21 protein-coding genes are annotated in these 24,070 nt (G+C 71.3%); 12 read left to right on the top strand and 9 right to left on the bottom strand.

Annotated elements, in window-relative coordinates:
- The first annotated feature begins 28 nt into the window (after positions 1-28).
- The 5 genes from ccsA to ACFOW4_RS14370 are packed head-to-tail and all read left to right on the top strand — an operon-like array spanning position 29 to position 4,556.
- Complete coding sequence (gene ccsA / locus ACFOW4_RS14390) at positions 29-781, top strand: cytochrome c biogenesis protein CcsA (RefSeq protein ID WP_377527812.1); 753 nt, start codon at positions 29-31, stop codon at positions 779-781.
- Positions 778-1,188, top strand: a complete 411-nt coding sequence (locus ACFOW4_RS14385) for a cytochrome c maturation protein CcmE (RefSeq protein WP_377527810.1) — start codon at positions 778-780, stop codon at positions 1,186-1,188. The genes ccsA and ACFOW4_RS14385 overlap by 4 nt, the downstream gene beginning before the upstream one ends.
- On the top strand, positions 1,178-3,109 hold the full coding sequence (locus tag ACFOW4_RS14380; RefSeq protein ID WP_377527809.1) for a heme lyase CcmF/NrfE family subunit: 1,932 nt from the start codon (positions 1,178-1,180) through the stop codon (positions 3,107-3,109). Before ACFOW4_RS14385 ends, ACFOW4_RS14380 begins: the two co-directional genes overlap by 11 nt.
- Positions 3,109-3,660 carry a TlpA family protein disulfide reductase gene (locus ACFOW4_RS14375; protein WP_377527808.1) on the top strand — a complete coding sequence of 184 codons (552 nt, stop codon included), beginning with the start codon at positions 3,109-3,111 and terminating at the stop codon, positions 3,658-3,660. Before ACFOW4_RS14380 ends, ACFOW4_RS14375 begins: the two co-directional genes overlap by 1 nt.
- Positions 3,657-4,556 (top strand): cytochrome c-type biogenesis protein CcmH, encoded by a 900-nt coding sequence (locus ACFOW4_RS14370; RefSeq protein WP_377527806.1) that lies wholly within the window; start codon positions 3,657-3,659, stop codon positions 4,554-4,556. Before ACFOW4_RS14375 ends, ACFOW4_RS14370 begins: the two co-directional genes overlap by 4 nt.
- Positions 4,557-4,898: 342 nt before the next feature.
- Here ACFOW4_RS14370 and ACFOW4_RS14365 read toward each other — a convergent pair whose 3' ends face one another.
- The gene (locus ACFOW4_RS14365) at positions 4,899-6,389 is read right to left on the bottom strand and encodes a CoA-acylating methylmalonate-semialdehyde dehydrogenase (protein ID WP_377527805.1); all 1,491 of its coding nucleotides are present in this window, start codon (positions 6,387-6,389) and stop codon (positions 4,899-4,901) included.
- Entirely contained in the window at positions 6,386-7,690 is a 1,305-nt protein-coding gene (locus ACFOW4_RS14360; protein WP_377528172.1) for an aspartate aminotransferase family protein, read from the bottom strand. The genes ACFOW4_RS14365 and ACFOW4_RS14360 overlap by 4 nt, the downstream gene beginning before the upstream one ends.
- 128 nt (positions 7,691-7,818) lie before the next feature.
- Here ACFOW4_RS14360 and ACFOW4_RS14355 point away from each other — a divergent pair, with 128 nt between their 5' ends.
- The 5 genes from ACFOW4_RS14355 to ACFOW4_RS14335 all read left to right on the top strand — a co-directional run bounded on the left by ACFOW4_RS14355 (position 7,819) and on the right by ACFOW4_RS14335 (position 14,464).
- The gene (locus ACFOW4_RS14355; RefSeq protein ID WP_377527803.1) at positions 7,819-9,423 is read left to right on the top strand and encodes a PucR family transcriptional regulator; all 1,605 of its coding nucleotides are present in this window, start codon (positions 7,819-7,821) and stop codon (positions 9,421-9,423) included.
- A 240-nt stretch (positions 9,424-9,663) separates the two neighbouring features.
- A complete protein-coding gene (locus ACFOW4_RS14350; RefSeq protein WP_377527802.1) occupies positions 9,664-11,220 on the top strand; it encodes an NCS1 family nucleobase:cation symporter-1 in 1,557 nt (518 codons plus the stop codon).
- On the top strand, positions 11,217-12,059 hold the full coding sequence (locus ACFOW4_RS14345) for a nitrilase-related carbon-nitrogen hydrolase (protein WP_377527801.1): 843 nt from the start codon (positions 11,217-11,219) through the stop codon (positions 12,057-12,059). The genes ACFOW4_RS14350 and ACFOW4_RS14345 overlap by 4 nt, the downstream gene beginning before the upstream one ends.
- A complete protein-coding gene (hydA, locus tag ACFOW4_RS14340; RefSeq protein ID WP_377527799.1) occupies positions 12,056-13,459 on the top strand; it encodes a dihydropyrimidinase in 1,404 nt (467 codons plus the stop codon). The genes ACFOW4_RS14345 and hydA overlap by 4 nt, the downstream gene beginning before the upstream one ends.
- 12 nt (positions 13,460-13,471) lie before the next feature.
- Positions 13,472-14,464, top strand: a complete 993-nt coding sequence (locus tag ACFOW4_RS14335) for a TIGR03842 family LLM class F420-dependent oxidoreductase (RefSeq protein ID WP_377527798.1) — start codon at positions 13,472-13,474, stop codon at positions 14,462-14,464.
- 229 nt (positions 14,465-14,693) lie between these two features.
- On the opposite strand, the gene ACFOW4_RS14330 is transcribed toward ACFOW4_RS14335, so the two are convergent.
- Together ACFOW4_RS14330 and ACFOW4_RS14325 are read right to left on the bottom strand one after the other, a co-directional pair.
- On the bottom strand, positions 14,694-15,413 hold the full coding sequence (locus tag ACFOW4_RS14330; RefSeq protein WP_377527796.1) for a SigB/SigF/SigG family RNA polymerase sigma factor: 720 nt from the start codon (positions 15,411-15,413) through the stop codon (positions 14,694-14,696).
- A gap of 275 nt (positions 15,414-15,688) precedes the next feature.
- Entirely contained in the window at positions 15,689-16,006 is a 318-nt protein-coding gene (locus tag ACFOW4_RS14325; protein WP_377527794.1) for a MerR family transcriptional regulator, read from the bottom strand.
- An 815-nt stretch (positions 16,007-16,821) separates the two neighbouring features.
- Between ACFOW4_RS14325 and ACFOW4_RS14320 the strand changes: the two genes are divergently transcribed.
- A complete protein-coding gene (locus ACFOW4_RS14320; RefSeq protein WP_377527793.1) occupies positions 16,822-18,015 on the top strand; it encodes an ice-binding family protein in 1,194 nt (397 codons plus the stop codon).
- Between the two features lie 61 nt (positions 18,016-18,076).
- Here ACFOW4_RS14320 and ACFOW4_RS14315 read toward each other — a convergent pair whose 3' ends face one another.
- From ACFOW4_RS14315 to ACFOW4_RS14295, 5 genes are read right to left on the bottom strand one after another with little or no spacing between them, the layout of a single operon-like run.
- The gene (locus ACFOW4_RS14315; protein WP_377527792.1) at positions 18,077-19,567 is read right to left on the bottom strand and encodes a glycosylase; all 1,491 of its coding nucleotides are present in this window, start codon (positions 19,565-19,567) and stop codon (positions 18,077-18,079) included.
- Entirely contained in the window at positions 19,561-20,613 is a 1,053-nt protein-coding gene (locus ACFOW4_RS14310) for a glycosyltransferase (RefSeq protein ID WP_377527790.1), read from the bottom strand. Before ACFOW4_RS14310 ends, ACFOW4_RS14315 begins: the two co-directional genes overlap by 7 nt.
- Positions 20,610-21,746: a glycosyltransferase gene (locus ACFOW4_RS14305; RefSeq protein ID WP_377527789.1), complete on the bottom strand. Its 1,137-nt coding sequence runs from the start codon at positions 21,744-21,746 to the stop codon at positions 20,610-20,612. Before ACFOW4_RS14305 ends, ACFOW4_RS14310 begins: the two co-directional genes overlap by 4 nt.
- A gap of 34 nt (positions 21,747-21,780) precedes the next feature.
- Complete coding sequence (locus ACFOW4_RS14300) at positions 21,781-22,788, bottom strand: glycosyltransferase family 4 protein (RefSeq protein WP_377527787.1); 1,008 nt, start codon at positions 22,786-22,788, stop codon at positions 21,781-21,783.
- Complete coding sequence (locus ACFOW4_RS14295) at positions 22,785-22,958, bottom strand: hypothetical protein (protein ID WP_377527786.1); 174 nt, start codon at positions 22,956-22,958, stop codon at positions 22,785-22,787. Before ACFOW4_RS14295 ends, ACFOW4_RS14300 begins: the two co-directional genes overlap by 4 nt.
- A 564-nt stretch (positions 22,959-23,522) precedes the next feature.
- Between ACFOW4_RS14295 and ACFOW4_RS14290 the strand changes: the two genes are divergently transcribed.
- Positions 23,523-23,999: a DUF5994 family protein gene (locus ACFOW4_RS14290; protein ID WP_377527784.1), complete on the top strand. Its 477-nt coding sequence runs from the start codon at positions 23,523-23,525 to the stop codon at positions 23,997-23,999.
- The last annotated feature ends 71 nt before the right edge of the window (positions 24,000-24,070 follow it).

The raw sequence follows: 24,070 nt of genomic DNA, 5'->3' as shown, positions 1-24,070 counted from the left end.
GCGCCCCGGGGGCGCGGACAGGGAGATCATGCGAGCTTCCACCGTGGACCTTGTCGCGGACACCGGCAGAGCGGCCGCCGGCCGCCGGACCATGGCGTGGCTCGCCGGCGGGCTCACCGCGGCGGCGACGGTGGCCGGCGGATGGCTGGCACCCCCCGACGAGGTGCAGGGTCAGGCGCAGCGGCTGATGTATCTCCACGTCCCCGCGGCCTGGGTTGCCTACTGCGCGTTCGCCGTCGTGCTGACCGCCAGCGGCGCGTACCTGATCGGGGGCGACCTTCGCTGGGACCGGTTCGCGAGGGCGGGCGCGGAGGTCGGTGCGGCCCTGACCGCTTTCGCGATCGCCACCGGGTCACTCTGGGGGAACCTGGTCTGGGGTTCCTGGTGGGCGTGGGACCCCCGGCTGGTCAGCACCGTCCTGCTGCTGCTCGCGTACGCCGGCTACCTGGCCCTGCGCCGCTCGCTGGCAGAGCGGACCGGCGCGCGAGACGGAGGCGACCACCGGGTGGCGCGGCCCGCCGCGGTCGTCGGGATGGCCAGCTTCCTGCTCGTCCCGGTGGTGCACTTCTCCGTCGTCTGGTGGCGGTCGCTGCACCAGCAGGCGACCGTGCTCGCCCCGCACCGCCCGACGATCGATCCGCGGATGGGCGCCGCCCTGCTGCTCGCCGTGGCCGCCGCGACCCTTGCCGCGCTCTGCGTCCTGCTCTACCGGGTGGTCCGGCTGGAACGCCGGCTGACCCCCGAGACGGCCCCCGACCGCGTCCCGGTCCGGGTCGGATGATCCGTCGCCGTGCGGGCCGCACCGCCGTTGCCGCCGTGCTCCTCGCCGTCGGCGCGCTGCTGGTCACCAGCGCGCTCCGGGAGACCCTGACCTATTACCGCACGCCCGGCGAGGTGCTCGGCGATCCGGACGCGACCCGGGAACGGGTACGCCTCGGCGGCGACGTGGTGCCCGGGTCGCTGCGCCGCAGTGGAGAGCTCGTGGTGTTCAGCCTCGCCGAGGGCGGCCACGAGATCACCGTCGAGCAGCGGGGCGTGCCGCCGGAGACGTTCCGGGAGGGCGAGGGGGCGGTCGTCGAGGGCACGCTCTCGGCGGACGGGGTGTTCCGCTCGGATTACGTCGTGGTCCGGCACGGCAACGAGTACGGCCCGTCCACCTCGCCGACAGGGCCGGTCGATGCTCGGTGACCTCGGCACCGCCAGCCTCACGGTCGGGCTGCTCTGCGCCACCCTGACCGCCCTGCTCTGGCTGCGGGTGGCCCTGTTCGCCACACCCACCCGAGCGGCCCGCCTCGGCACCGCCGCGACCCTGGCAACCGCCGCCGCCGCCGGTGGCCTGCTCGAGGCCGCCCTGCTCCGGCATGACTTCAGCGTCCGCTTCGTGGCGGAGAACGGCGGACGCCAGGTGCCGTTGTACTACACGCTGACGAGCCTCTGGTCCGCACTTGACGGGTCGCTGCTGCTCTGGCTGCTGATCCTCGGCGGGTACGCTGCGCTGCTGTCGCGTCGCCGGTACCCGGCCCGGCTGCACGCGTACGCGATGGTGGTCGTCAGCACGGTGACCATGTTCTTCTTCGCGCTGTCCACCTTCGCCACGAACCCGTTCCGAGAGGTGAACCCGGTACCCGCCGACGGCCCGGGTCCGAACCCGCTGCTGCAGCAGCACCCGGCGATGGGCGTGCACCCGCCCCTGCTCTACGCCGGCTACATAGGCCTGGTCGTGCCGTTCGCCTTCGCGATCGCCGCACCACTGGCCGGCCAGCAGGGGCGGGGCTGGCTGCGGGCCGCCCGACCCTGGGCCCTGGCGGCGTGGGCGGCGCTGACCGCCGGCATCGGGCTCGGGGCCTGGTGGTCGTACGCGGTGCTGGGCTGGGGCGGCTACTGGGCGTGGGACCCGGTGGAGAACGCCTCCCTGCTGCCCTGGCTGACCGCCACCGCCTTCCTGCACGCCACCCTGGGCCGCGCCGCCGGCCGGGCCGGCTGGACCCTGGCCCTGGCGTGCGCGAGCTTCGTGCTGGTGCTGCTCGGCACGTTCCTTACCCGGTCCGGCGCGGTGGCCAGCGTGCACGCCTTCACCGACTCACCGTTGGGGCCGATGTTGCTCGGCTTCGTGCTGCTGACGGTCGTCGTGTCGGCGGTCCTGACCGGATGGCGCGAGCCCGAATCCACCCACGGCAGGAGCACACCGCTGCTGTCCCGGACCACGGCCGTGCTGGTCAACGGCGTGCTTCTGGTGACGATCGCGGCGGTGGTGCTGATCGGCACGATCTTCCCGTTGCTCTCCGAACCGCTCGGCGGTGTGCGCACCTCGGTCGGACCCGGCTACTACCAGCAGACGGCGGTACCGCTGGCGATCGTGGTGCTGCTGATGATGGGCGTGACGCCCGCCCTGCGGGTCCGCGACCGGACGCAGGCGCTGCGGCGTCTCGCCCTACCCGGCGCCGTGGCGCTCGCCACCGTCGCCGTGGTGGGGCTGCTCAGCCGGCCCGGCGTGCCCGCACTCACCGCGTTCGGCGCCGCTGCGTTCGTGCTCACCGGCGTGGCCGCAGACCTGGCCGGCCGTCTGTCGCGCTCCGGCAGGAACCGGAGACCGGGCCGGGCCGCCGGACTGGTCGCGCACGCCGGGATCGCCTTGGTTGCGGTGGGCGTGGCGGGATCCTCCGCGTACGGGCGCGACACCGAACGAACCATCCGCACCGGTCAGGCGCTGCGGGTGGGCGACGTGTCCGTGCGCCTGGTCGGCGTGGACCGCAGCGGCGGCAGCGGGGGTATGACGGTACGGGCGCGGCTCCAGCTCACCGAGGCGGGCGGCGGGGAACGAACGGTCCGGCCCGCCCTGCGCTACCACCCCGCCCGGGACACCGCTGTCACGGTGCCGGCGATCCAGACCGGACTGCTGCGGGACACGTACGTCACCCTGATCGCGGTCGCCCCGGACAGCGGCAGCGCAACCGTACGGCTCGCGGTGAATCCGCTCGTCGGGCTGCTCTGGGCCGGCGGCACGCTGACGGCCGCGGGGGGCCTCCTGGCGGCGATCCGCACCGCCCGTCCGCGACGCCCGGACGTCGTCGCGGCGTCGCCTGACCCGGTCGCCGCCGGGGCCCGGTGATGACCGCCCGCCGCCTGCTGCGACCTGGGCCGGCGCTGGCGCTGGTGCTCACCGTCGCCGTTGGCACCGTGGTCGCCCTCGGCCTGCGCTCACCGTCGACGCCGCTCGACGCCGGCGCCGCCAGCGGCGTCACCCCCGCGCCGGCCCCGGCGCTCACGGGCACCACCCTGGATGGTGGCCGGTTCGACCTGACCGACGCCCGTGGCCACGTGCTGCTGGTCAACGTGTTCGCCTCCTGGTGCGGCCCGTGCCGCGACGAGCTGCCGCTGATGGTCGAGACGGAACGGCAGTGGTCGCCCCGTGGGCTGCGGCTGGTGGGGCTGAACGTCCGGGACGGCGCCGAGGCGGTCCGGGCGCTACTTGACGAGACCGGCGCACGGGAGTTGACCGTGCTGCCCGACCCGGAGGGCACCCGGGCGGTCGACTGGGGCGTCCGGGGAGTGCCGGAGACGTTCGTGGTGGACCGGGACGGCCGGATCGTCGACCGGCAGCGGGGTGTGGTCACCCGGCAGTGGCTTGAGCAGCGGGTGGCGCCGTTGCTGGCTCGATGAGGTGGCGCGCGGCCGTCGTCGGGGCACTCGTCCTCACGGCGCTGATCGCCGCAGCGGGCGCCGGGCTGGCCCGGTCGGCCACCGGCACCGGTCCGGACGACCCGGTGCGCACCGTGGCCGCCGGTCTGCGCTGCCCGGCCTGCCAGGGTGAGTCGGTGGCGGACTCCCGGTCGCCGATCGCGGCGGCCATGCGGCAGGTGGTGGCGGACCAGCTGGCCCAGGGGCGCGACCGCGACGAGATCCGCCGCTGGTTCGTCCAGCGCTATGGCCCGCAGGTGCTGACCGACCCGCCGACCCGCGGGGCGGAGCTGCTGCTCTGGGCCGTACCCGCGCTGACCTTGCTGGCCGGCGGCTACGCGGCCCTGCGCACGCTGCGTCCCCGCCCGACCCCGTCCGCGCGGGCCACGGCGGTGCGGGCGGCGCCCACCGGTCGGGCCGCGCGCCGGGCGTGGCGGGCGGTGTCGGTGGGAATGGTCACCCTCGTCGTGTCGGTCGCGGTGGCCACCAGCCGCCTGGACCGGCCGGCCCCGCGTCCCGAACCGGCCGACCCCGTGACGGTCGCCGTGCAGTTGGCCCGCGACCTCGAGGGGCAGGCCCGCTACGACGCCGCGGCGCGGATGTACCGGGAGGCGCTGCGGGAGCACCCCGACGACACGATCCAGCTGCGGCTCGCCTTCTCGCTGCTGCGGGCCGGCGACAGCGCCGGCGCGGAGCAGTCGGCCCGGGAGGTGCTGAGCCGATCCCCGGACGCCCCGGACGGCCTGCTCGTGCTCGGGCTGGCGCAGCGCGACAGACGGTCCGCCGAGGCGGCGCGCACCCTGCGACGATTCCTGACCATCGCTCCGGAGCATCCGGCCGCCGGAGAGATCAGCCGGCTGCTGGCCACCGGCCCGTGACACCCCACCCGAACCCCATGAATCCACGTTGAGCCGGGTCCCGCAAGCATGGGTGCTGGCCCGCACCGATCGCGACCGATCCTTCGAGATGCTGCTGACCGCACTCGGCACCGACCTCGCGGATCCGGAGCACAGCTCGACGCGGAACGCCAAACTCTCATGCTCTGCCCCGGTACGACCGTAACCGTCGCGCTGCACGGCCGTGGCGAGCCGGCGAGTCGACCGGATCAGGGCAGTGCACCGCCCGACGCGGCGAAATCGTGACGAGACCTGGCACGGGCAGCAGGCCGCCCGGTGTCGGCGGGATGGCGCTTCCCGGACGCAGTTGATTTGGGCCGATGCTCAGGTGTTCTGGGGGAATCCGAGGTTCACGCCACCGTGGGACGGGTCGAGCCACCGGCTGGTGACGACCTTGGACCTGACGAAGAAGCTCACTCCCTCCGGCCCGTACGCGTGAGCGTCACCGAACAGTGAGTCCTTCCAACCCCCGAAGGAGTAGTACGACACCGGGACCGGGATCGCGACGTTCACCCCGACCATGCCGATCTCGACCTCGTTCTGGAACCGGCGAGCCGCGCCACCGTCGTTGGTGAAGATCGCCGTACCGTTGCCGTAGCGGTTGGTGTTGACGAGTTCGACGGCGGCGTCGTAGCTGGGCAGCCGGAGCACCGAGAGGACCGGTCCGAAGATCTCGTCGGTGTAGATGGACATGTCGCTGTCGACATGGTCGAAGAGGGTCGGTCCGAGCCAGAAGCCGGCTTGTTCACCGTCGATCGGGTGGCTGCGCCCGTCGACCACCAGCTGCGCTCCCGCGGAGCGACCCGCGTCCAGGTATGACATCACCCGGTCGCGGTGAGCGCCGGTGACCAGCGGCCCCATCTCGCAGCCCGGGCGACGGCCGTCGCCGACGTGCAGTGCGGCGATCCGTTCGCTGATCTTGCCGACGAGCTCGTCACCGACCGGGTCGACGGCCACGACGACGGAGATGGCCATGCAGCGCTCGCCGGCGGAGCCGAAGCCGGCCGAGACGGCGGCGTCGGCGGCGAGGTCGAGGTCGGCGTCGGGCAGGACGACCATGTGGTTCTTCGCGCCGCCGAGCGCCTGCACCCGCTTGCCGTTACGGGTGCCCGTTTCGTAGACGTAGCGGGCGATCGGAGTGGAGCCGACGAACGAGATGGCTTTGACCATCGGGTGTTCGAGAATCCGATCGACCGCCTCTTTGTCGCCGTGCACGACGTTGAGGACGCCGTCGGGCAGCCCGGCCTCCGCGAACAGCTCCGCCAGGAAGTTCGACGCGGACGGGTCCTTCTCGCTCGGCTTGAGCACCACCGTGTTGCCGCACGCGATGGCGTTCGGCACGAACCACAACGGCACCATGGCCGGGAAGTTGAAGGGGGTGATCACCCCGACCACGCCGAGCGGCTGCCGGATGGAGTACACGTCCACCTGGGTCGAGGCGTTCTCGCTGAACCCGCCCTTGAGCAGTTGCGGGATCCCGCAGGCGAACTCGACCGCCTCCAGCGCACGCTGGATCTCCCCCGCGGCGTCGGAGAGCACCTTGCCATGCTCGGCGGTGATGATCTGGGCGAGGTCGGACTTTCGGGCGTTGAGCAGTTCCCGGAAGGAGAACATGACGCTCATCCGCGCAGCGAGGGAGGCGGTACGCCATCGGGCGAACGCCTCGTCGGCGGCGGCGACGGCCTCGTCGACGACCGGGGCGGTCGCGAAGTCGACCTGTCCGCAGACCTGGCCGGTGGCGGGGTCGTAGATGTCGCCGGTGCGCTCGGCGACGCCGTTCCAGGGCTTGCCGCCGATCCAGTGCGTGGTCCTCATCGCTGCTGCACCTCCTTGGTCACGGCCTCGATCGACTGGGTGAGGATCTCGAGGGCTTCCTCGGCCTCGGCCTGGGTCAGGGTCATCGGCGGCGCCAGGCGGATGACGTTGCCGTACAGGCCGCCCTTGCCGACGAGCAACCCACGTTCCCGCGTCTCCTCCAACAGCGCCGCGGCGGCCGCCGGGTCGGGTGCGCCGTCGGGTCCGACGAGCTCCAGCGCGATCATCAGGCCCTTGCCGCGGACGTCGCCGACCACGGGGTGCGCCGCGGCGACCGCGCGCAGACCGTCGAGCAGGCGGCCGCCCAGCTTCGCGGCGTTGGCCTGGAGGTCGTGCTCCAGCAGATAGTTCAGCGAGGCGAGAGCGCCGGCGGTGGCGAGCGGGTTGCCACCGAACGTGGAGATCGAGTTGGCCCGCAGGCAGTCCATGAGGTCAGGGCGGGCGACCACGCCCCCGATCGCCAGGCCGTTGCCCAGGCCCTTGGCGAAGGTGATCGCATCGGGCACGACGTCGTGCGCCTGGATGCCCCAGAAGTGCTCGCCGGTGCGGCCCCAGCCGGTCTGCACCTCGTCGGAGACGAGGAGGATGCCGTACTCGTCGAGCACCTTCTTGAACTCGCCGAACAGCCCGTTGGGTGGGGTGGTGAAGCCACCGACGCCTTGGATCGGCTCAACGATCATGCACGCGACGTCTCCCGCCGTCGTCGTCTCGATGATCTCGCGCAGGTCGGCGACGCAGGCCTTGATGTAGTCCGGGTCGGACAGATCCCGGAACGGGCTGCGGTAGCGGTAGCCGCCGTGCACCCAGCTCACCTTGATCGGGCTGAGGGCGCTGGCCGACCAGCCGCGGATGCCGGTGATCGCGACGGTGGCGAATGCGCGACCGTGGTAGGAGTTGCGCAGGGCGAGCACCTGCTCGCTACGGCGGTACTGGGTGGTGAGCATCAGGGCGGTCTCGTTCGCCTCGGTGCCCGAGTTGGTGAAGAACACCCTGGCGTCCGGGATGCCGGACAGGTGCGCGATCTTCTCGGCGAGCTCGACCTGCGACTTGATCAGGTACAGCGTGGAGGAGTGCAGCACGCCGGTGTCGAGCTGTGCGCGGATGGCGTCGCTGATCTCGGCTATGTCGTAGCCGATCGCGTTGGTGAGGATGCCGGCGAAGAAGTCGAGGTAGGTCCGTCCCTCGCGATCGGTCACCCGGCGGCCCTGCGCGGTGGCGATCTCGATCGGCTGCTCGTAGTACAGCGCCAGCCATGTCGGCATCACGGACCGGTGTCTGGCCAGCAACTCGCGGTGCGCCATCGCGTCCCCCAATCCCGTTCCTACGGCGAGTGTGGACGCATTCGTTGTCCAACCGCTATGCACAACCTGTGCCGCTCTGCGAGCAATGCCATTACGTTGTGTACATTCCCGCCAATGGGGAGGCAGCGATGTACCCCTCCGTCGCAGACGCCATCGCGCTGCCGGTGATCCGGCACGCGAAGCCGCAGGTGGTGGCCGGGTCGGCCGGCATGCAGGGCCGCGTCCGCTGGGTCCACGTGGCGGAGGTCGCCGACATCGCGAACCTGCTCCGCGGCGGAGAGCTGGTGCTGACCACCGGAATCGCGCTGCCGGACGAGGCGGCGGCCCTCACGAGGTACGTCGACGACCTGGCCGCGGTGCACGCGGCGGGACTGGTGATCGAGTTGGTCCGGCGGTGGCGTGACCACCTACCGGAGGCGCTGGTGGCTGCGGCGAACCGGCACCGGCTCCCACTGATCACGCTGGCGGAGGAGACGCGGTTCGTGTCCGTGACCGAGGCGGTGGTGGCGCTGATCGTCGACGCGCAGCTCGCCGAGCTACGGGCTGCCGAGCAGGTGCACGAGACGTTCACCTCGCTCACCGTGGCCGGAGCGGAGCCGGCGGAAGTGCTGCGCGAGGTGGCCAGGATCTCCGGACTGCCGGTCGTTCTCGAAACGCTGGGGCACGAGGTGCTCGCCTACGACGCGGCCGGGCAGGATCCCGCCGAGCTGCTGGCCGACTGGGGTCAGCGGTCCCGGTCCGTGGCGGCGCCCGAGCGGACCGCCCACGACGAGGAGGCCGGCTGGTTGGTCACGATGGTCGGCGCGCAGGGCGCCGACTGGGGACGCCTGGTCCTGCTCTCACCGGATCCTCCGCCGCACCGGCACGTGGTGGTTGCCGAGCGGGCCGCGTCGGCACTGGCGGTGCACCGGCTCGTGGCGCGCGATCGCGAGAGCCTGGAGCGGCAGACGCACCGCATGTTGCTCGCGCAACTGCTCGGTCAGGCAGTACCGCCCCCGGATCTCGCCGCCCGGACGGCCGCGCTGGGCGTCGGCCTCGACCGGCGGCAGCTGGTCGGGGTCGCGATCCGGCCCGCGACCGTGACGCCACGCGCCCCCGCACTGGCCACGCAGGAGGTGTTGCGCGACCTTGCGGAGGCGACCGCGTTGGCCGCGCGGCGGGTGGCCGTGCCCGCCCTGGTGGGCATCGTGGACGACACGAGCGTTCGCGCGTTGTTGTCGCTGCCCACGCAGGCTGGAGTGGACGGGGTACTGCGCCGGCTGGCCAGAGAGGTACACCGCTCCGCGTCCGGTCCGGTGCTGGTGGCGGTCGGCACCACAGTTTCACACGTCGCCGAGGTGCGCCGCAGCCTGAGCGAGGCCGCCCACGTGGCGGGGGCGGCCCTACGCTCCCCCGGCACCCAGCTCTACCACAAGCTGGACAATGTGCGCCTGCGCGGCCTGCTGCATCTGTTGCGGGAGGACGAGCGGGTCCGGGCGTTCGCGAACCGCGAGCTGGGTCCGCTGTTGGCGCGCGACGCCAACCAGCGCACCCGGCTCGTGGAGCTGCTGCGCTGCTTCTGCGAGCAGGGCGGGAACAAGTCGGCGGCGGCCGCCGCCGCGCACCTGTCGCGTACGGCCTACTACCAGCAGCTGTCGCGGATCGCGCAGGTGCTCGGGGTGTCGCTGGAGGACCCGGAGTCGATGCTGTCGCTGTACGTCGCGCTTCTGGTGCACGAACTCGACGACGCCTGACCGGTCAAGGGGCCAGCAGGAGGCCCCAATCCATCCGCCGCGCCGATTGACAGCCCGGTGCGGGCGTGCCGTGGACAGAGTGTGCCCCGATCATGCCAAGCGTGGACACTTTGCCGCTGCCCGTGGCGGGTCCGTGACACCCACCATTCCGAGATAAAGATCGAGCTGATCCGCCCCCACCCGCAGCACCCGCGCCGGTCGGCCGGCCACTGTTGCGGCAGCGTAACCGCGAGGTGAGCGATGGCCGTTGAACCCCTGCCCCCCGCCGAAACCACCGCGGTCCAGCCGGGCACACAGATCACGCATCCGGATGGCCGAGTCGAGCTGCGTGACTTCTCCACGATCGCCGACAGCCCGTACTTCAACGACGAGCTCGCCCCGGTACCCATCGAGAAGCGCACCTGGACCACATACAACTTCGCGGCGCTGTGGATCGGGATGGCGCACAACATCCCCACCTATCTGCTCGCCGCCGGGCTCATCCAGCTCGGCATGAACTGGGTGCAGGCCTTCCTCACCATCACCCTCGGCAACCTGCTCGTCCTGATCCCGATGCTGTTGAACAGCCACGCGGGCACGAAGTACGGCATCCCGTTCCCGGTCTTCGCCCGCGCGTTCTACGGAGTCCGCGGCGCGAACTTCCCGGCCCTGCTGCGCGCCTTCATCGCGTGCGGCTGGTTCGGCATCCAGACCTGGATCGGCGGCGAGGCGATCTACGCCATCGCCGGCAAGCTGCTGGGCTCCTGGTGGGTCGACGCGGCGACGGTGATGGACTACCCGTGGACGCTGTGGGCCTCGTTCTTCCTGTTCTGGGCGATCGAGATGGCGATCATCTGGCGGGGCATGGACACGCTTCGTCGCTTCGAGAACTGGGCGGCGCCGTTCGTCATCGTGGTCGCCGTCGCCCTGCTGATCTGGGTCCTGGTCGAGGCGGGCGGGCTCGGCCCCATCCTGTCCGAGCCGTCGAAGCTGGGCTGGGGCGCCGACTTCTGGAAGTTGTTCGCGCCGTCACTGATGGGCATGATCGCCTTCTGGGCGACGCTGTCGCTGAATATCCCCGACTTCACCCGGTTCGGCGGCAGCCAGCGCCAGCAGGCCTACGGCCAGGTCCTCGGCCTGCCGACCACGATGTCGTTCTTCGCCATCCTGTCGATCATGATCACCTCGGGCACGGCCGTGATCTACGGCGAAGCGATCTGGGACCCCATCCAACTCGCGGCCAAGTTCGAGAACCCGCTGGTCGTCGCGCTCGGCCTGTTCACCGTCGTGGTCGCCACGCTGTCGGTGAACGTCGCGGCAAACACGGTCAGCCCGGCGTACGACTTCTCCAACGCCGCGCCCCGACTGGTGAGTTTCCGGACCGGGGGCCTGATCACCGGCGTGCTCGGCATCCTGATCCAGCCGTGGCGCCTGGTGCAGGACCCCAACATCTACATCTTCGTCTGGCTCGGGTTCTACGGCGGCCTGCTCGGTGCGGTCGCCGGCGTCCTCATCGCCGGGTACTGGATCCGCTACCGCACCAGCCTCCAACTGCCGGCCCTCTACCGCCCCGAGGGCAGGTACTGGTTCTCCGGCGGGTGGAACTGGGCCGCCATCATCGCCACCGTCGTCGGCGCGGTCCTCGCGGTGGGTGGCGCCTACTCCGCACCCGGCAAGGGGCCGTTCCCGTCCGACGGGCTCATCCCGTTCCTCAAGCCGCTCTACGACTACAGCTGGGTGGTCGGTCTGATCGGCGGGTTCCTCGTCTACCTGGCGCTGTCGATGCCGCGCACCGCGCACGCGAAGGGGGAGCAATGAGCAACATCATCCGAGCCGGGCTGGTGCAGCAGAAGTGGACCGGCGACAAGGAGTCGATGATCGCCAACGCGGTCGAGGCCATCCGCAGCGCCGCCTCGCAGGGCGCACAGGTGGTCTGCCTGCAGGAGTTGTTCTACGGCCCGTACTTCTGCCAGATCCAGGACGCGGACTACTACTCGTACACCGAGGCGATCCCGGACGGGCCCACGACCGCGCTGATGTGCGAGGTCGCCGAGCAGCACGGCGTGGTGCTGATCGTGCCGATGTACGAGCAGGAACAGCCGGGCGTCTACTACAACACCGCTGCCGTGATCGACGCCGACGGCACCTACCTCGGTAAGCACCGCAAGAACCACATTCCGCAGGTGAAGGGGTTCTGGGAAAAGTTCTACTTCCGGCCGGGAAACCTCGGCTACCCGGTGTTCGACACCGCGGTGGGCCGCATCGGCGTCTACATCTGCTACGAGCGCCATTTTCCCGAGGGCTGGCGGGCGCTCGGCCTGGCCGGTGCAAAGATCGTCTTCAACCCCTCTGCCACCAGCCGCGGCCTGTCTGAGTACCTCTGGCGGCTTGAGCAGCCCGCGGCCGCGGTCGCCAACGAGTACTACGTCGGCACGATCAACCGCGTTGGTGTGGAGCCGTTGGGCGACAACGACTTCTACGGCCAGTCGTACTTTGTCGACCCGCGGGGGCAGATGGTCGGCGACGCCGCGTCCGACACGGAGGAAGAGGTCGTCGTCCGCGACCTCGACATGGACAAGCTGGCCGAGGTCCGCGACCTCTGGGCGTTCTACCGCGACCGCCGGCCCGACACGTACGAATCCCTGGTGAAGCCGTGAGCATCGTCATCCGCAACGGAACAGTGGTCAACGCCACCGGGGCGTCCCCGGCGGACGTGCTGGTGGAGGGCGAGCGGATCGCCGCGCTCGCCGCGCCCGACTCGGGTCTGGCCGAGCAGTGGGCGGCTGGTGCCGAACGCGTCATCGACGCCGCCGGGAAGTACGTGGTGCCCGGCGGCATCGACGGCCACACCCACATGGAGATGCCGTTCGGCGGCACGTTCTCGGCGGACAATTTCGAGACCGGGACGATCGCCGCAGCCTGGGGCGGCACGACGACCATCGTCGACTTCGCCGTACAGGCCAAGGGCACGTCACTGCTGTCCGCGCTGGACAAGTGGCACAGCAAGGCCGACGGCAACTGTGCGATCGACTACGCCTTCCACATGATCGTCTCCGACGTCAACGACACGTCTCTGAAGGAGATGGAGGCCTGCATCGACGCGGGCGTCAACACGTTCAAGATGTTCATGGCCTATCCGGGGGTCTTCTACGCCACGGACGGCGAGATCCTGCGGGCCATGCAGAAGGCCCGGGACACCGGGTCGATGATCATGATGCACGCCGAGAACGGCATCGCCATCGACCAGCTCGTCGCGCAGGCACTCGCGAGCCAGCGCACCGACCCGGTGCAGCACGGCCTGACCCGGCCGCCCGAGTTGGAGGGCGAGGCCACCTCGCGGGCGATCGCGCTGGCCAAGGTCACCGGCTCGCCGCTATACATCGTGCACCTGTCCGCCGCGCACGCCCTGGACGCGGTCACCCAGGCCCGTGACACCGGGCAGAACGTGTTCGCCGAGACCTGCCCCCAGTACCTGTTCCTGTCGTTGGAGGATCTGGCCAGGCCGGACTTCGAGGGCGCGAAGTACGTCGCCTCTCCCCCGCTGCGCCCCAAGGAGCACCAGGCCGAGCTGTGGCGGGGCCTGCGCACCAACGACCTGTCGCTGGTGTCCACCGACCACTGCCCCTTCTGCTTCAAGGACCAGAAGGAGCTGGGCCGGGGAGACTTCTCCAAGATCCCGAACGGGATGCCCGGCGTCGAGCACCGGATGGACCTGCTCCACCAGGGCGTCGTGCGAGGCGAGATCACTCTGCCGCGCTGGGTGGAGATCAGCTCGACCACGCCCGCGAGGATGTTCGGCCTCTACCCGCGCAAGGGGGTGATCGCGCCGGGCGCCGACGCGGACATCACGGTGTACGACCCCACGGCCCAGCAGACCATCTCGGCCAGCACCCACCACATGAACGTGGACTACTCCGCGTACGAGGGCATGGAGCTGACCGGAAAGGTCTCCACCGTGCTGTCCCGTGGTCGGGTCGTGGTCGACGACAACGCCTTCCACGGCGCAGCCGGGCACGGCAGGTTCCTCAAGCGCGATCTCAGTCAATACCTGGTTTGACAAGGAGGAGCCGTGGACTTCGGTGTCGTACTCCAGACCGACCCGCCGGCTCGCGACGTGGTCGCGGGCCTCACCGCCGCCGAGGACAACGGGTTCCGCTACGGATGGACGTTCGACTCCTGCGTGCTGTGGCAGGAGCCGTTCGTCATCTACTCGCAGGTCCTCGCCGCGACCAAGCACCTGATCGTCGGGCCGATGGTGACCAACCCGAGCACCCGCGACTGGTCGGTCACCGCGTCGCTCTTCGCCACGCTCAACGACATGTTCGGCAACCGCACGGTGTGCGGGATCGGCCGCGGCGACTCGGCCCGGCGGGTCATCGGCCAGCCGCCGGCGAGCCTGGCCACGCTGAAGGAAGCGATGCACGTGATCAAAGAGCTGGCCGAGGGCAACGAGGTCGAACACCACGGCACGGCGGTGCGCATTCCGTGGGTGCGCGACGGCAGGCTGGAGATCTGGATGGCCGCCTACGGCCCGAAGGCGCTGCGGCTGGTCGGCGAGCAGGCCGACGGCTTCATCCTGCAGACGGCCGATCCCGACATCGCCCGTTGGACGATCGGCTCGGTACGCGACGCGGCCACCGCCGCAGGCCGAGATCCCGATTCGATCACCATGTGTGTCGCCGCACCCGCCTACGTGGGGACGAATCTCGCGCACCAACGGGATCAGCTGCGCTGGTTCGGCGGCATGGTCGGCAACCACGTGGCCGACCTGGTCGCCCGCTACGGCGACTCAGGAGTCGTGCCGACGGCGCTCACCGACTACATCAGGGGCCGCGAGGGCTACGACTACGCCCACCACGGCCGCGCCGGCAATCCGTCCACCGACTTCGTGCCCGATGCGATCGTCGACCGGTTCTGCCTCGTCGGCCCTGAGTCAGCCCATGTCGACCGGCTGCAGGAGCTCAAGGAGATCGGGGTCCACAACTTCGCCCTCTACCTCATGCATGACGACAAGGAGAAGACCCTCTCCTCGTACGGCAAGGACGTGATCACCAACGTCTGATCCCGACGCGTCTGCTGCCCGACCAAGTGGACAGGGCCCAGCCTGCCCACGATCCGTGTCAGCGGTGTGGCAGCTACGCGGCTGAACCGTGGCCTGGCGGACGCACGAGACGAATCCGCTGGTGCACTCGTTCGTCGAGGCGTGCCGCGGCGCGGCGAAGGCGCTGGTCCCGTCCCACGCTGACATCTGGTCGCCGGTCTGACCCCCGCCCGCCGCCAACGGGCGGCGATCAGTAGGAGTCGGCCAGCTGCGTGCGGAGCTTGGCCAGCGCGCGGGTCAGCAGCCGGGACACGTGCATCTGGGACACGCCGACCTGCTCGGCGATCTCGCTCTGCGTCTGGTTCCCGTAGAAGCGCAGGGTCAGGATCTTCTGCTCCCGCTCGTCGAGGGTGGCCAGCGCCGGGCCGAGCGCGACCCGCAGCTCGGCCAGCTCGAACTCGCTGTCCTCGCCGCCGAGCATGTCGCCCAGCTCGGTGGCCCGCTCACCGTCACCGACCGGGGTGGACAGCGACACCGCGTTGTACGCGCGGGCGCCTTCCAGGCCTTCGAGGACCTCTTCCTCGGTGAGCTTGAGGTGGGCGGCGATGTCGGCGACCGTCGGCGAGCGGCCGAGGGTCTGCAGCAGCGAGCTGTTGGCGTCCGAGATGGCCAGGCGCAGCTCCTGCAGCCGGCGGGGCACCCGGATGTCCCAGGTGCGGTCGCGGAAGTGCCGCTTCAGCTCACCCACGATGGTGGGGATCGCGTAGCCGGCGAAGTCGACGCCGCGCGACGGGTCGAACTTGTCGATCGCCTTGATCAGGCCGACCGCCGCCGTCTGGATCAGATCGCCGGTCGGCTCGCCGCGGCCGCTGTAGCGCCGGGCCAGGTGGTTGGCCAGCGGCAGCCACGCCTCGATCGCCCGGTCCCGAGCGGCGGCACGCGACGGGTGGCCTGCGGGCAGCGCCGCCATCGCGAGGAGGGCCTGCGTGGCCGGGGAGTCCGCCGACGCATGGTGCTCAGCGCGATCGTCTGTCCGAACAGGCCGGTCAGTGGTCGTGGTGATCATGGCGTTTCCTCCGCATCGCACCGGCCGCGCTCCACCTTGCCGGCGCCAACCGTATGAGCCGAGACTAGGCCATTGGTCGCCGAAAACCTAACCGAAAGGCTGATTTTCACCAGGTGTCGGTGGCTCCACCTCCCGCACCGTGATGCAGCGCTGCGGGTAGGTCACGGGCGGCGACGGAATCACTCGGGCGGCTGCGTCCCCCGCTGCCTCTCGTTCTGTCGAAGGGCTTCCTCGAGCTGGTCTTCGAGGATGATGATCCGGCAGGCGGCCTCCAGGGCGGTGCCCTGATCGACCATCTCCCGGGCCCGGGCGGCCAGGCGCAGTTGGTAGCGGGAGTAGCGGCGGTGCCCGCCGGCGGAGCGGTGCGGGTGGATCAGTTTCGCCTCGTCCAGGCGGCGCAGGAACTCCTGCGACGTGCCGAGCATGTCGGCGGCCTGGCCAATGGTGTAGGCGGGGTAGTCCTCGTCGCCGAACATGTCATCGGGGTTTCGCCCCATGTCACCTCCACGTCGAGGGCCCCGGCGCTCGCGCGCCGGGGCCCAGGGTTACGGGGTCAGAACACCATCTGCCGACAGGAGCGTCGGCTTGTCGTATCCGCACCAGCCATTCGTGAAGGCTGCGGGTGCGGGGATCGCGTATGCGTGACCGAAGACCACCTCTCGTTCGATGGAAGCTACGGTGTCCGCCCGGCCAGCGTCGACGGCCGGCGGCGGGCGATCCAACGGTGTACGGCCCTCCCCTTCCTCTTCCTTCTCTGGCATTGCTGACGTACGGCTCACCGGTGCCGGAGCCCCACTCAACCTCATGGCCCCACACACGTACGGCGAGCATCAGCTGGAGCCCCGAACGCGCCCTGGCCCCACCTGCGGCGCCCCGTCGCGCATCACTTCGGGGCTGACGTGCTTCTTCTCTTCCGCGCCCGTCGTGACCTCACGGCCGGACGGTTCGTCTGCGTCTTTTGGGACTCTCTGCTCTCGACGTGAAGAAGGCTACCTCCTGAGTTCGAGGATATCTAGTTCTTCGGCCATAGATTTCCTGGTCGGTTCGGAACAGGGTCAGCGGGTCAGCGCCAATGACCGCTCAGGCCTTCAGCCAACGCTGGAGGCACTGCGGGAGGTCGTGGGCGTCCTCCGGCAGCCGTGTGCCGAGGTTACCGCCGGGCACAGCCCTGCCTTAATGGGCTGTTTACGCCAATAAGGCCCGTTTGTACGGTCGGGCATGGAAAAGTCCGATTAAGTACACCTGCAATCTGATGTGGCCTCAACCGTCGCGCTCTCGGCGCTGGTGAGACGCATTCGCGAAAGGGCATGTCGTGACAGTTAATCCATTCCGCCATCCTCGACGGGCGGTCCTGGCGGCGTTGACGGCCGTCGCCGCCAGCGGCACGGCCGCCGCCGTGCTGATCTTCAGCGGCACCGGCGCGAGCGCCGCCGAAGCACCGGTCGCTCTGGGGACGGCAGCGGACTTCTCCGTGCTGGCCGGCTCCACCGTGACCAACACCGGCCCGAGCTTCCTGGCACAGAGCCTCGGTGTCCATCCCGGCAACACCGCGCCCGGCTTCCCACCCGGAATCGTCGGCGGGGAGATCCACCTCGCCGACGGCGTCGCCCTTCAGGCCAAGAACGACCTGACCACCGCCTACAACGACGCGGCCGGTCGGACTCCGACCGCCAACCTTCCCGCTGAACTGGGCGGCCGGACGCTGACTCCGGGGGTGTACCGGATCGGCGACGCGCAACTGACCGGAACCCTGACGCTCAACAGCCAGGGCGACCCGGCGGCGGTCTTCATCTTCCAGATCGCGTCGACGCTGATCACCGCGTCCAACAGCAGCGTCGTCTTCATCAACGGCGCCTCGCCCTGCAACGTCTACTGGCAGGTGGGCAGCTCGGCCACGCTCGGCACCGGTACCCGGTTCATGGGCAACATCCTGGCCCAGACGTCGATCAGCATGAACACCGGCGCCACTCTCCAGGGCCGCGCGCTGGCGCAGACCGGCGCCGTCACCCTCGACACCAACACCATCAACGCGCCCGTCTGCCTGCAGCCGACGGGAACACCCACCGCGACCCCCACCGGCACGCCGACCGGCCAGCCCACGGGCGGCCCGACCGGCGGTCCCACGGGCGGCCCCACGGGCGGCCCCACCGGCGGCCCCACGGGCGGCCCGACCGGCGGCCCCACGGGCGGCCCCACCGGCGGCCCCACCGGCGGCCCCACCGGCGGCCCCACGGGCGGCCCCACGGGCGGCCCCACGGGCGGCCCCACGGGCGGCCCCACGGGCGGCCCCACGGGCGGCCCCACCGGCGGCCCCACCGGCGGCCCCACCGGCGGCCCCACGGGCCAGCCCACCGGTTTCCCGACTCCCACCCGCACCCAGCTACCCGTCACGGGCGGCAGCGGCGGTAGTGCGCTCATCCCCGTCCTGACCGGAGTCGGCAGCATCGCCGTCTCCATTGGCGCAGCCCTGCTGCTCCTCTACCGACGCCGAACGACCGAGTCCTGATCGACAGGCCCCGGCGGTCGGTGACGGCCGCCGGGGCCACCGGGCGGGCGCGCGCTGGTGATCAGTCGCGCCCGTCCGGCGATGGGGATTCGGCCATCGCTGCGATGAGGGCGGCCACCGGCACGGTGGCGAAGCCGACCCGGGCGTCGCTGGCCCCGTACGGTAGCCACAGCTCACCGGCGTGAACGAGTCCGCCGCAGGAGTAGACGACATTGGGTACGTAGCCGTCCCGGCCCACGTCGTCCGGTGTGAGCAGCACACCGGGAAGCTGCGCGATGACCCGCTCCGGTCTGCGCAGGTCGAGCAGCAGGGCGCCGATGGCGTACCGGCGCATCGGGCCGACCCCGTGGGTGAGCACGAGCCAGCCGTCGTCGGTCTCGATCGGGGATCCGCAGTTGCCGACCTGGATCAACTCCCAGCCGTCGGTAGGGGCGTGCAGCGGCACCGGCTCCAGCCACCGGTTCTCGCCGTCCAGACAGGTCAGACCCATGGTCTCGCCGTCGGCGCGGCACAGTGCCAGGTGACGACCGCCGACGGTACGCGGGAACAGCGCGACGCCCTTGTTGCGGGCGCCCGGTCCACGCATCGGGGTGATCTCGAAGCGGCGCAGGTCGCTGCTGACCAGCGCGCGGGTCGCGATGCGCCGTCCGTCGTAGGCGGTGTAGGTGGCCCGGTACACCGGCCCGGACTCGTCGGTGAACCTGACGAACCGGGCGTCCTCCATGCCGTTGCTCTCCGCCGGGGTGGCGGGCCAGAGCACCCGCTGGTGCAGAGCGGTGTCGGCGGGGAAGGTCGTGGCGTAACTGGCGGCACTGGCGCGGCGCAGGTGTGCGAGGGTGTCCGGGCTGGTGCTGCGGGACAGCAGGTCCAGTGGCAGGTTGGCGAGCACCCGCTCGAAGGTGGCCTCGTCGTACCGGTCGGGCAGGGCGTCCAGCACGGTCGCGGTGACCTCGTTGTCGCAGTCCTCCTCGACCAGGCCGGCAGCGAGCAAGTCCCGACGGTGCCGTACGCCCACCCGCTGCCCGACGACCAGGGGACCGGACCGGTCGGCGACGGTGAGCCGGCGCCCCGGACCGAGGACCGCGGTGGCGAACCCGATGGACGACAGGTGCCCCTCGCCGATCTGGCGCAGGCTGACCGCGACGCGCAACTGCCCGGCGCCCAGAGCGCTCTGGTCGGGATGGACCACCAACGACGGGTTGCACAGCGCGGCGGCCTCGACGGCGTACTCGTGGCTGAAGTAGGCGCCGAGCAGGAGTTGGGTGGTGAAGGAGAGGTCCCGGGCCCGGGCGATGCGGTGCCGGACGAGGTCGTAGTGGTGGTGGAACGTGCCGTCCAGGTCGCGATGCCGGGATCCGAAGCGGTCGAAGGTCTCCCTCAGCAGCCTGCCGGTCTCCTCGTCGTCGAGGTGCGCCACGCGGTCGATGAGCGCCCGCGCGCGGGTGCGGACCACGGCGGCGTCCTCACCCGGGACGAAGAGCTTGACGATGACCCGGCTCGGGTCCGGGGCGAGGGTGAGGTCCTGCCGGACGGCCAGGGTCACCGTCACCACCACGGCCGAGCGTGCTGCAGCGTGGAGATGAGGGCGAGGGTGGATTCGGCGCCCTGGTTGAGGTTGGGTCCGTGCGGGGTCAACCCGTCGTAGCCGCCGCCGGTCGCGGGATCCCACATCCGGGTGCCGACGTCGTTGTCGCCGAGGAACCACCCGACCGCCTGCCGTACGCCGGTTTCCCAGCTCGGGTCCCCGGTGACGGTGGCGGCGGTGGCGCAGGCGTCGGCGAAGGCGGCGACCTCGATCGGCTGTTGGTCGTGGCGGGGCCGTGCCGCGCCGCGCCGCCACCCCCCGGCCGGTACGACCGACAGCCGTCCGTCGAGGAGTTGGATGTCCCGCAGCCAGGCCAGCATCCGCAGACCGTCGTCGAGGGCCGAGCCGTCGTGGCGTAGCTGGCTGGCGGCGATGACCACCTCGGCGAGAGCCGCGTTGGCGTAGGTCAACTGCTGCCGTGGCCAGGGCCAGTCCGGGTCTGTTCCGGGGGCGCCGACCGTGGTGGCGGCGTCGGCCAGCAGCGCGGCCGCGGCGGCATGGGCCGGGTGGCGGCGTAGCACCTCGGCGGCGCCGAGCCCGGCGAAGGCCATCGCGTGCGGGGCCGGAGAGCGCCGCGCGGCGGCCCTGCCGAAGGCGACCAGCGCCTCCTCCCGGATCCAGCTGGCCGGACTGCGGGCAGCGGCGGTGCCCAGCCCCCACAGCGCCCGGCCCCACCAGTCGCCGAGACCGGGCTCGTCGCTCCAGCGCCGGTCGTGGCCCAGCCGGTTGTGGAAGGCGCCGCGGGCGTCCTGCGCGTGGGTGAGGAAGGCGAGGTAGCGCTCGGCGAGCCGGAGCACCTCCTCGGTCGGCTCCGGCTGGCGGCTGATGACGACCAGGCCGCGCGCGACGTCGTCGGTGCAGTATCCGTGCTCGCGGCGGACGATGGCGTGCCGGGCGTGCTCGAACAGGCCCGTGTCGTCGCTCAGCCGCGCGAGGTGCGCGAAGCTCGGCTCGGGCGCGGCGAGCTGCCGTCCGCCGTCCGCCGTGGATGGGCGACCGGTGGTCGCGGTCACGCCGACGCCGCGCTGGCCGTGAGCGGGCGGGCGGCGATGAGCCGCTCGGCGAGAGTGCCGTAGCGCGCCGCCACCGCCGGCCACCGCAGGTCCGCGGCGAGCGGCCGGACGCGGCCGGCCAACCGGTGGGCCAGGCCCGGTTCGATCAGGATCCGCCGGACCGCCGTGGCCAGCGCCGTGGGATTCTGATGGGGTACGACCAGGCCGGGGCCGCCGGTGAGCAGCTCGACGGCGTGCGGGAACGCCGTGGCCACGACGGGCACCCCCGCGGCCACCGCCTCGATGAGCACGCCGGAGGTGACCTGTTCGCGGGAGTCGTAGGGCAGGACGACCACGTCCGCGGAGCGGATCAGCCGGCCCAGGGTGGGCTGGTCGTGGTAGATGTCCTGGTAGTCCACGGCGTGCGCGACGCCCAACTGCGCGCCGAGCCGGTGCAGTCCGGACCGGTACGCCTCACCCTGCTGCTCGATCACCTTCGGGTGGGTCCGGCCCGCGACGGTGTAGGTGGGTGTCGGTTCGAGGTCCTGCAACCGCGCGAGGGCCCGCAACGACCACTCGATGCCCTTGCCGGGGCCGAGCAGCCCCCAGGTCAGCAGGTGTGGGCGGGTACGGCGGTCGGCGGGTGCACCGACGTGGTCGGCGGCGCCGTGCGGGATGACTGTGACCTTCTCCGGGGGGACGTCGTAGCCGATGAGCAGCCGGTCGCGGGCCGTGTCGGTCATCGTGACGACCATCGTGGCGGTGGCGACGATCTGTTCCAGCAGGGACTTCTGCCGGGCGGAGGGCTGGCGGAGCACAGTGTGCAGGACCACGATGCTCGGCACGGTGAGCCGGCGCAGCAACGGCAGGACGTCCTCGCCGTCGGCGCCGGGGTAGATGCCGTACTCGTGCTGGATGACAGCCACGTCGAAGCTGTTCAGCACGGTCGCGGCGTCCCGCCAGCCCGCCGGTGTGCGCGCCGACCAGGTGTGCACGACCCCGGGCGCGGGCCGCTGGTCGTCGCCGTGGTCGGTCATTCGCACGATTCCGCCGCGCGTCCCGTCGGCGGTCAGGTGGGCGGCGAGGGCGGAGTTGAAGGTGGCCAGTCCGCACCGGGTCGGTGGGTGGGAGCTGAGGAATCCGTAGCTGGGCATGTGGTGCCTTCCGGTTGTCGATCGCTCGACGGGTTCAGCGTCGACGGATCAGCTGGTCGTAGACGGACAGGTAGTCGGTGACCATCCGGTCCGCGCCGAAGCGTTGCCGTGCCCGCTCCCGGCAGCCCGCCCGATCGAGCTCGGCGGCCCGGGTGACGGCGTCGACGGCCTGCTCGACGGTGTGCACGAGATAGCCCGTCACCCCATCGTCGACGACCTCTGGCATGGAGCCCCGCGCGTACGCCACGACCGGCGTGCCGCAGACCATCGACTCCACCACCGACAGTCCGAACGGCTCGTCGAAGGCGATCGGGTGCAGCAGGGCGGTGTTGGAGCCCAGGACCTCCGCGCGTCGTCGCGGACCCACCGATCCGAGGAAGACGACCTGTTCGCCGTCGATGTGGGGGGCCACCTGTTCGGCGAAGTACTGCTCGTCCTGCACGATGCCGCAGATGGTCAGGGGCCGGCCGGCACGGCGGGCGATCTCGATGGCGGTGTGGGTGCCCTTGTCGGGATGGATCCGGCCGAAGGCGGCGAGCCCGGGGCCGGCGTCACGCGTGAACGGCAGCCCGGTGAGGTCGACGCCGTGGTGCACCGTGGCCACGTAGTCGAGCCCGGCGGCCCGGTCCGCGTCCGAGATCGACACGTAGGACGAGCGCGCCCGGGCGTAGGCGGGGAGGATCCCTGCGCCGGAGAAGCCGTGGACGGTGGTGAGCAGCGGAGCGCGGCAGTGCTCGGCGAAGGCGAGCGGCAGCCAGTCGAGGTGGCTGTGTACGAGGTCGAACTCCCCCGAGCGGGCCATCGCGTGGGAGATGTGCATGGCCTCCCACACCCGCCCGTCCAGGTCCGGATCGTCGGCGTACCCCCGGGGGCACACGCCGTCGAGGGTGGCGGAGGTGACGGAATCCAGCGTGGCGAAGAGTGTCACGTCCACGCCACGGGTGGTCAGCCCTTCGGCGAGCAGGCCGGTCACCTGCTCCCAGGGGCCGTAGTGGTGCGGTGGTGTGCGCCAGGCGACCGGTCCGAGCAGAGCCACCCTCACGGGGATGGCGCGCGGGCGAGGTCGGCCGGATCGAGGTGCAGGGTGGCGAGGAGCCCGGTGTGCTTGTCGGCGTCCACCCGCTCCGGTAGCTCGCGCTCGACCCAGTCGGCCCTGGCCTGCTGGCCGCGTTCGCGTAGAGCGTCGACGATCCTGTGCCTGGCGATCTTCATTCGGTACTCCCTGGTTGAGCCGGCCGGAGCGGTCGTGCTCCTGGCTGGCGGTATGGACGCGCGGGTCGGATTCCCCCACCGGCCGTCGGGGCGGGCCCGAACGTGCGGTGATCGGCGGATGCAGCGGCCGGAAGGTGATCGGTGATAGATCAACACGACGAGCACACTGCGGCGATGGGGATGGTCACGCCCCTTGCGGGCTGGTGGCGACGGCATCTGGCGGCCACCGGGGACCCGGGCGACATGCTCACCGTACGCCCTCACGCTGTGGAACCGCGCCGCACCGGCGGCGGGGCTGGCCGAAAACTGCCCGCACGGCGTTGTGGGCTCAGGAGGCGTACGCTTGCGGCGTCGCACGGGACCCGGGTGACGGACGGTCCGCTTCCGGCGGACGCGCCGCACCGGTCGGGGTCACCGCCTCGTCCACCGCCGCACGTCCATCGGCCAGGTCGCCCCCTCTCCGTCGCGCCCCGGCCGGCCCCTCCCCCACACCGGTACGCCCCCATCGACGACGGGCCTCGCCCAGGCTTCGCCACCGCCCCGACAGGAAGGCTGAGCCCAGCCATGTCCGTCACCCGGCAAGACGCCACCACGATCACCGCTTCGACACCGGCCGCACCTCGGCTCGTTCTCGCCACCACCGGGAAAGGGGCGGTGCTGGACGGCGGCTGGTGGCCGCGGTCCTGGGATCCGGCCGCCGAACTCCCTGACCTGCTCCTCGCCCTGGCCGAACGACATGGTCGGATCCGGCACGTCATGCTCAACATCCGCGCCTGGGACAGCCGGTTGCGCCGGTTGACCGTCGGACCGGACGTGGTACGGCTCGGCTGGTTCGACACCCTCGACCCTGCCGTGCTGGTCGCCACCACCGGCAAGGACGCCCAGGTGGACCTGCTCGTGGTGCCGCCCGCCACCCCACCGGCGGCGGCCGAGTGGGCGATGGCGACCGCCGCCGACCCGGCGAATCTCAGGCGCGCGCCCGAGATCCTGGCCGCTGCCCGGGCCATGGGTGATCGGCGCCGGCCGGAACAGGACAGATAGCGCTTTTGCCCTCATCGCCCATGAACCTTCCCTAACATCGGCCAGGGGCCCCGGAGTCAGCAGACGGGCAT

Origin of the sequence: Micromonospora sp. GCM10011542, assembly GCF_042650685.1 — a bacterium.
Classification (GTDB): Bacteria; Actinomycetota; Actinomycetes; order Mycobacteriales; family Micromonosporaceae; genus Micromonospora.
This window is presented reverse-complemented; position numbering and strand designations above follow the sequence as displayed.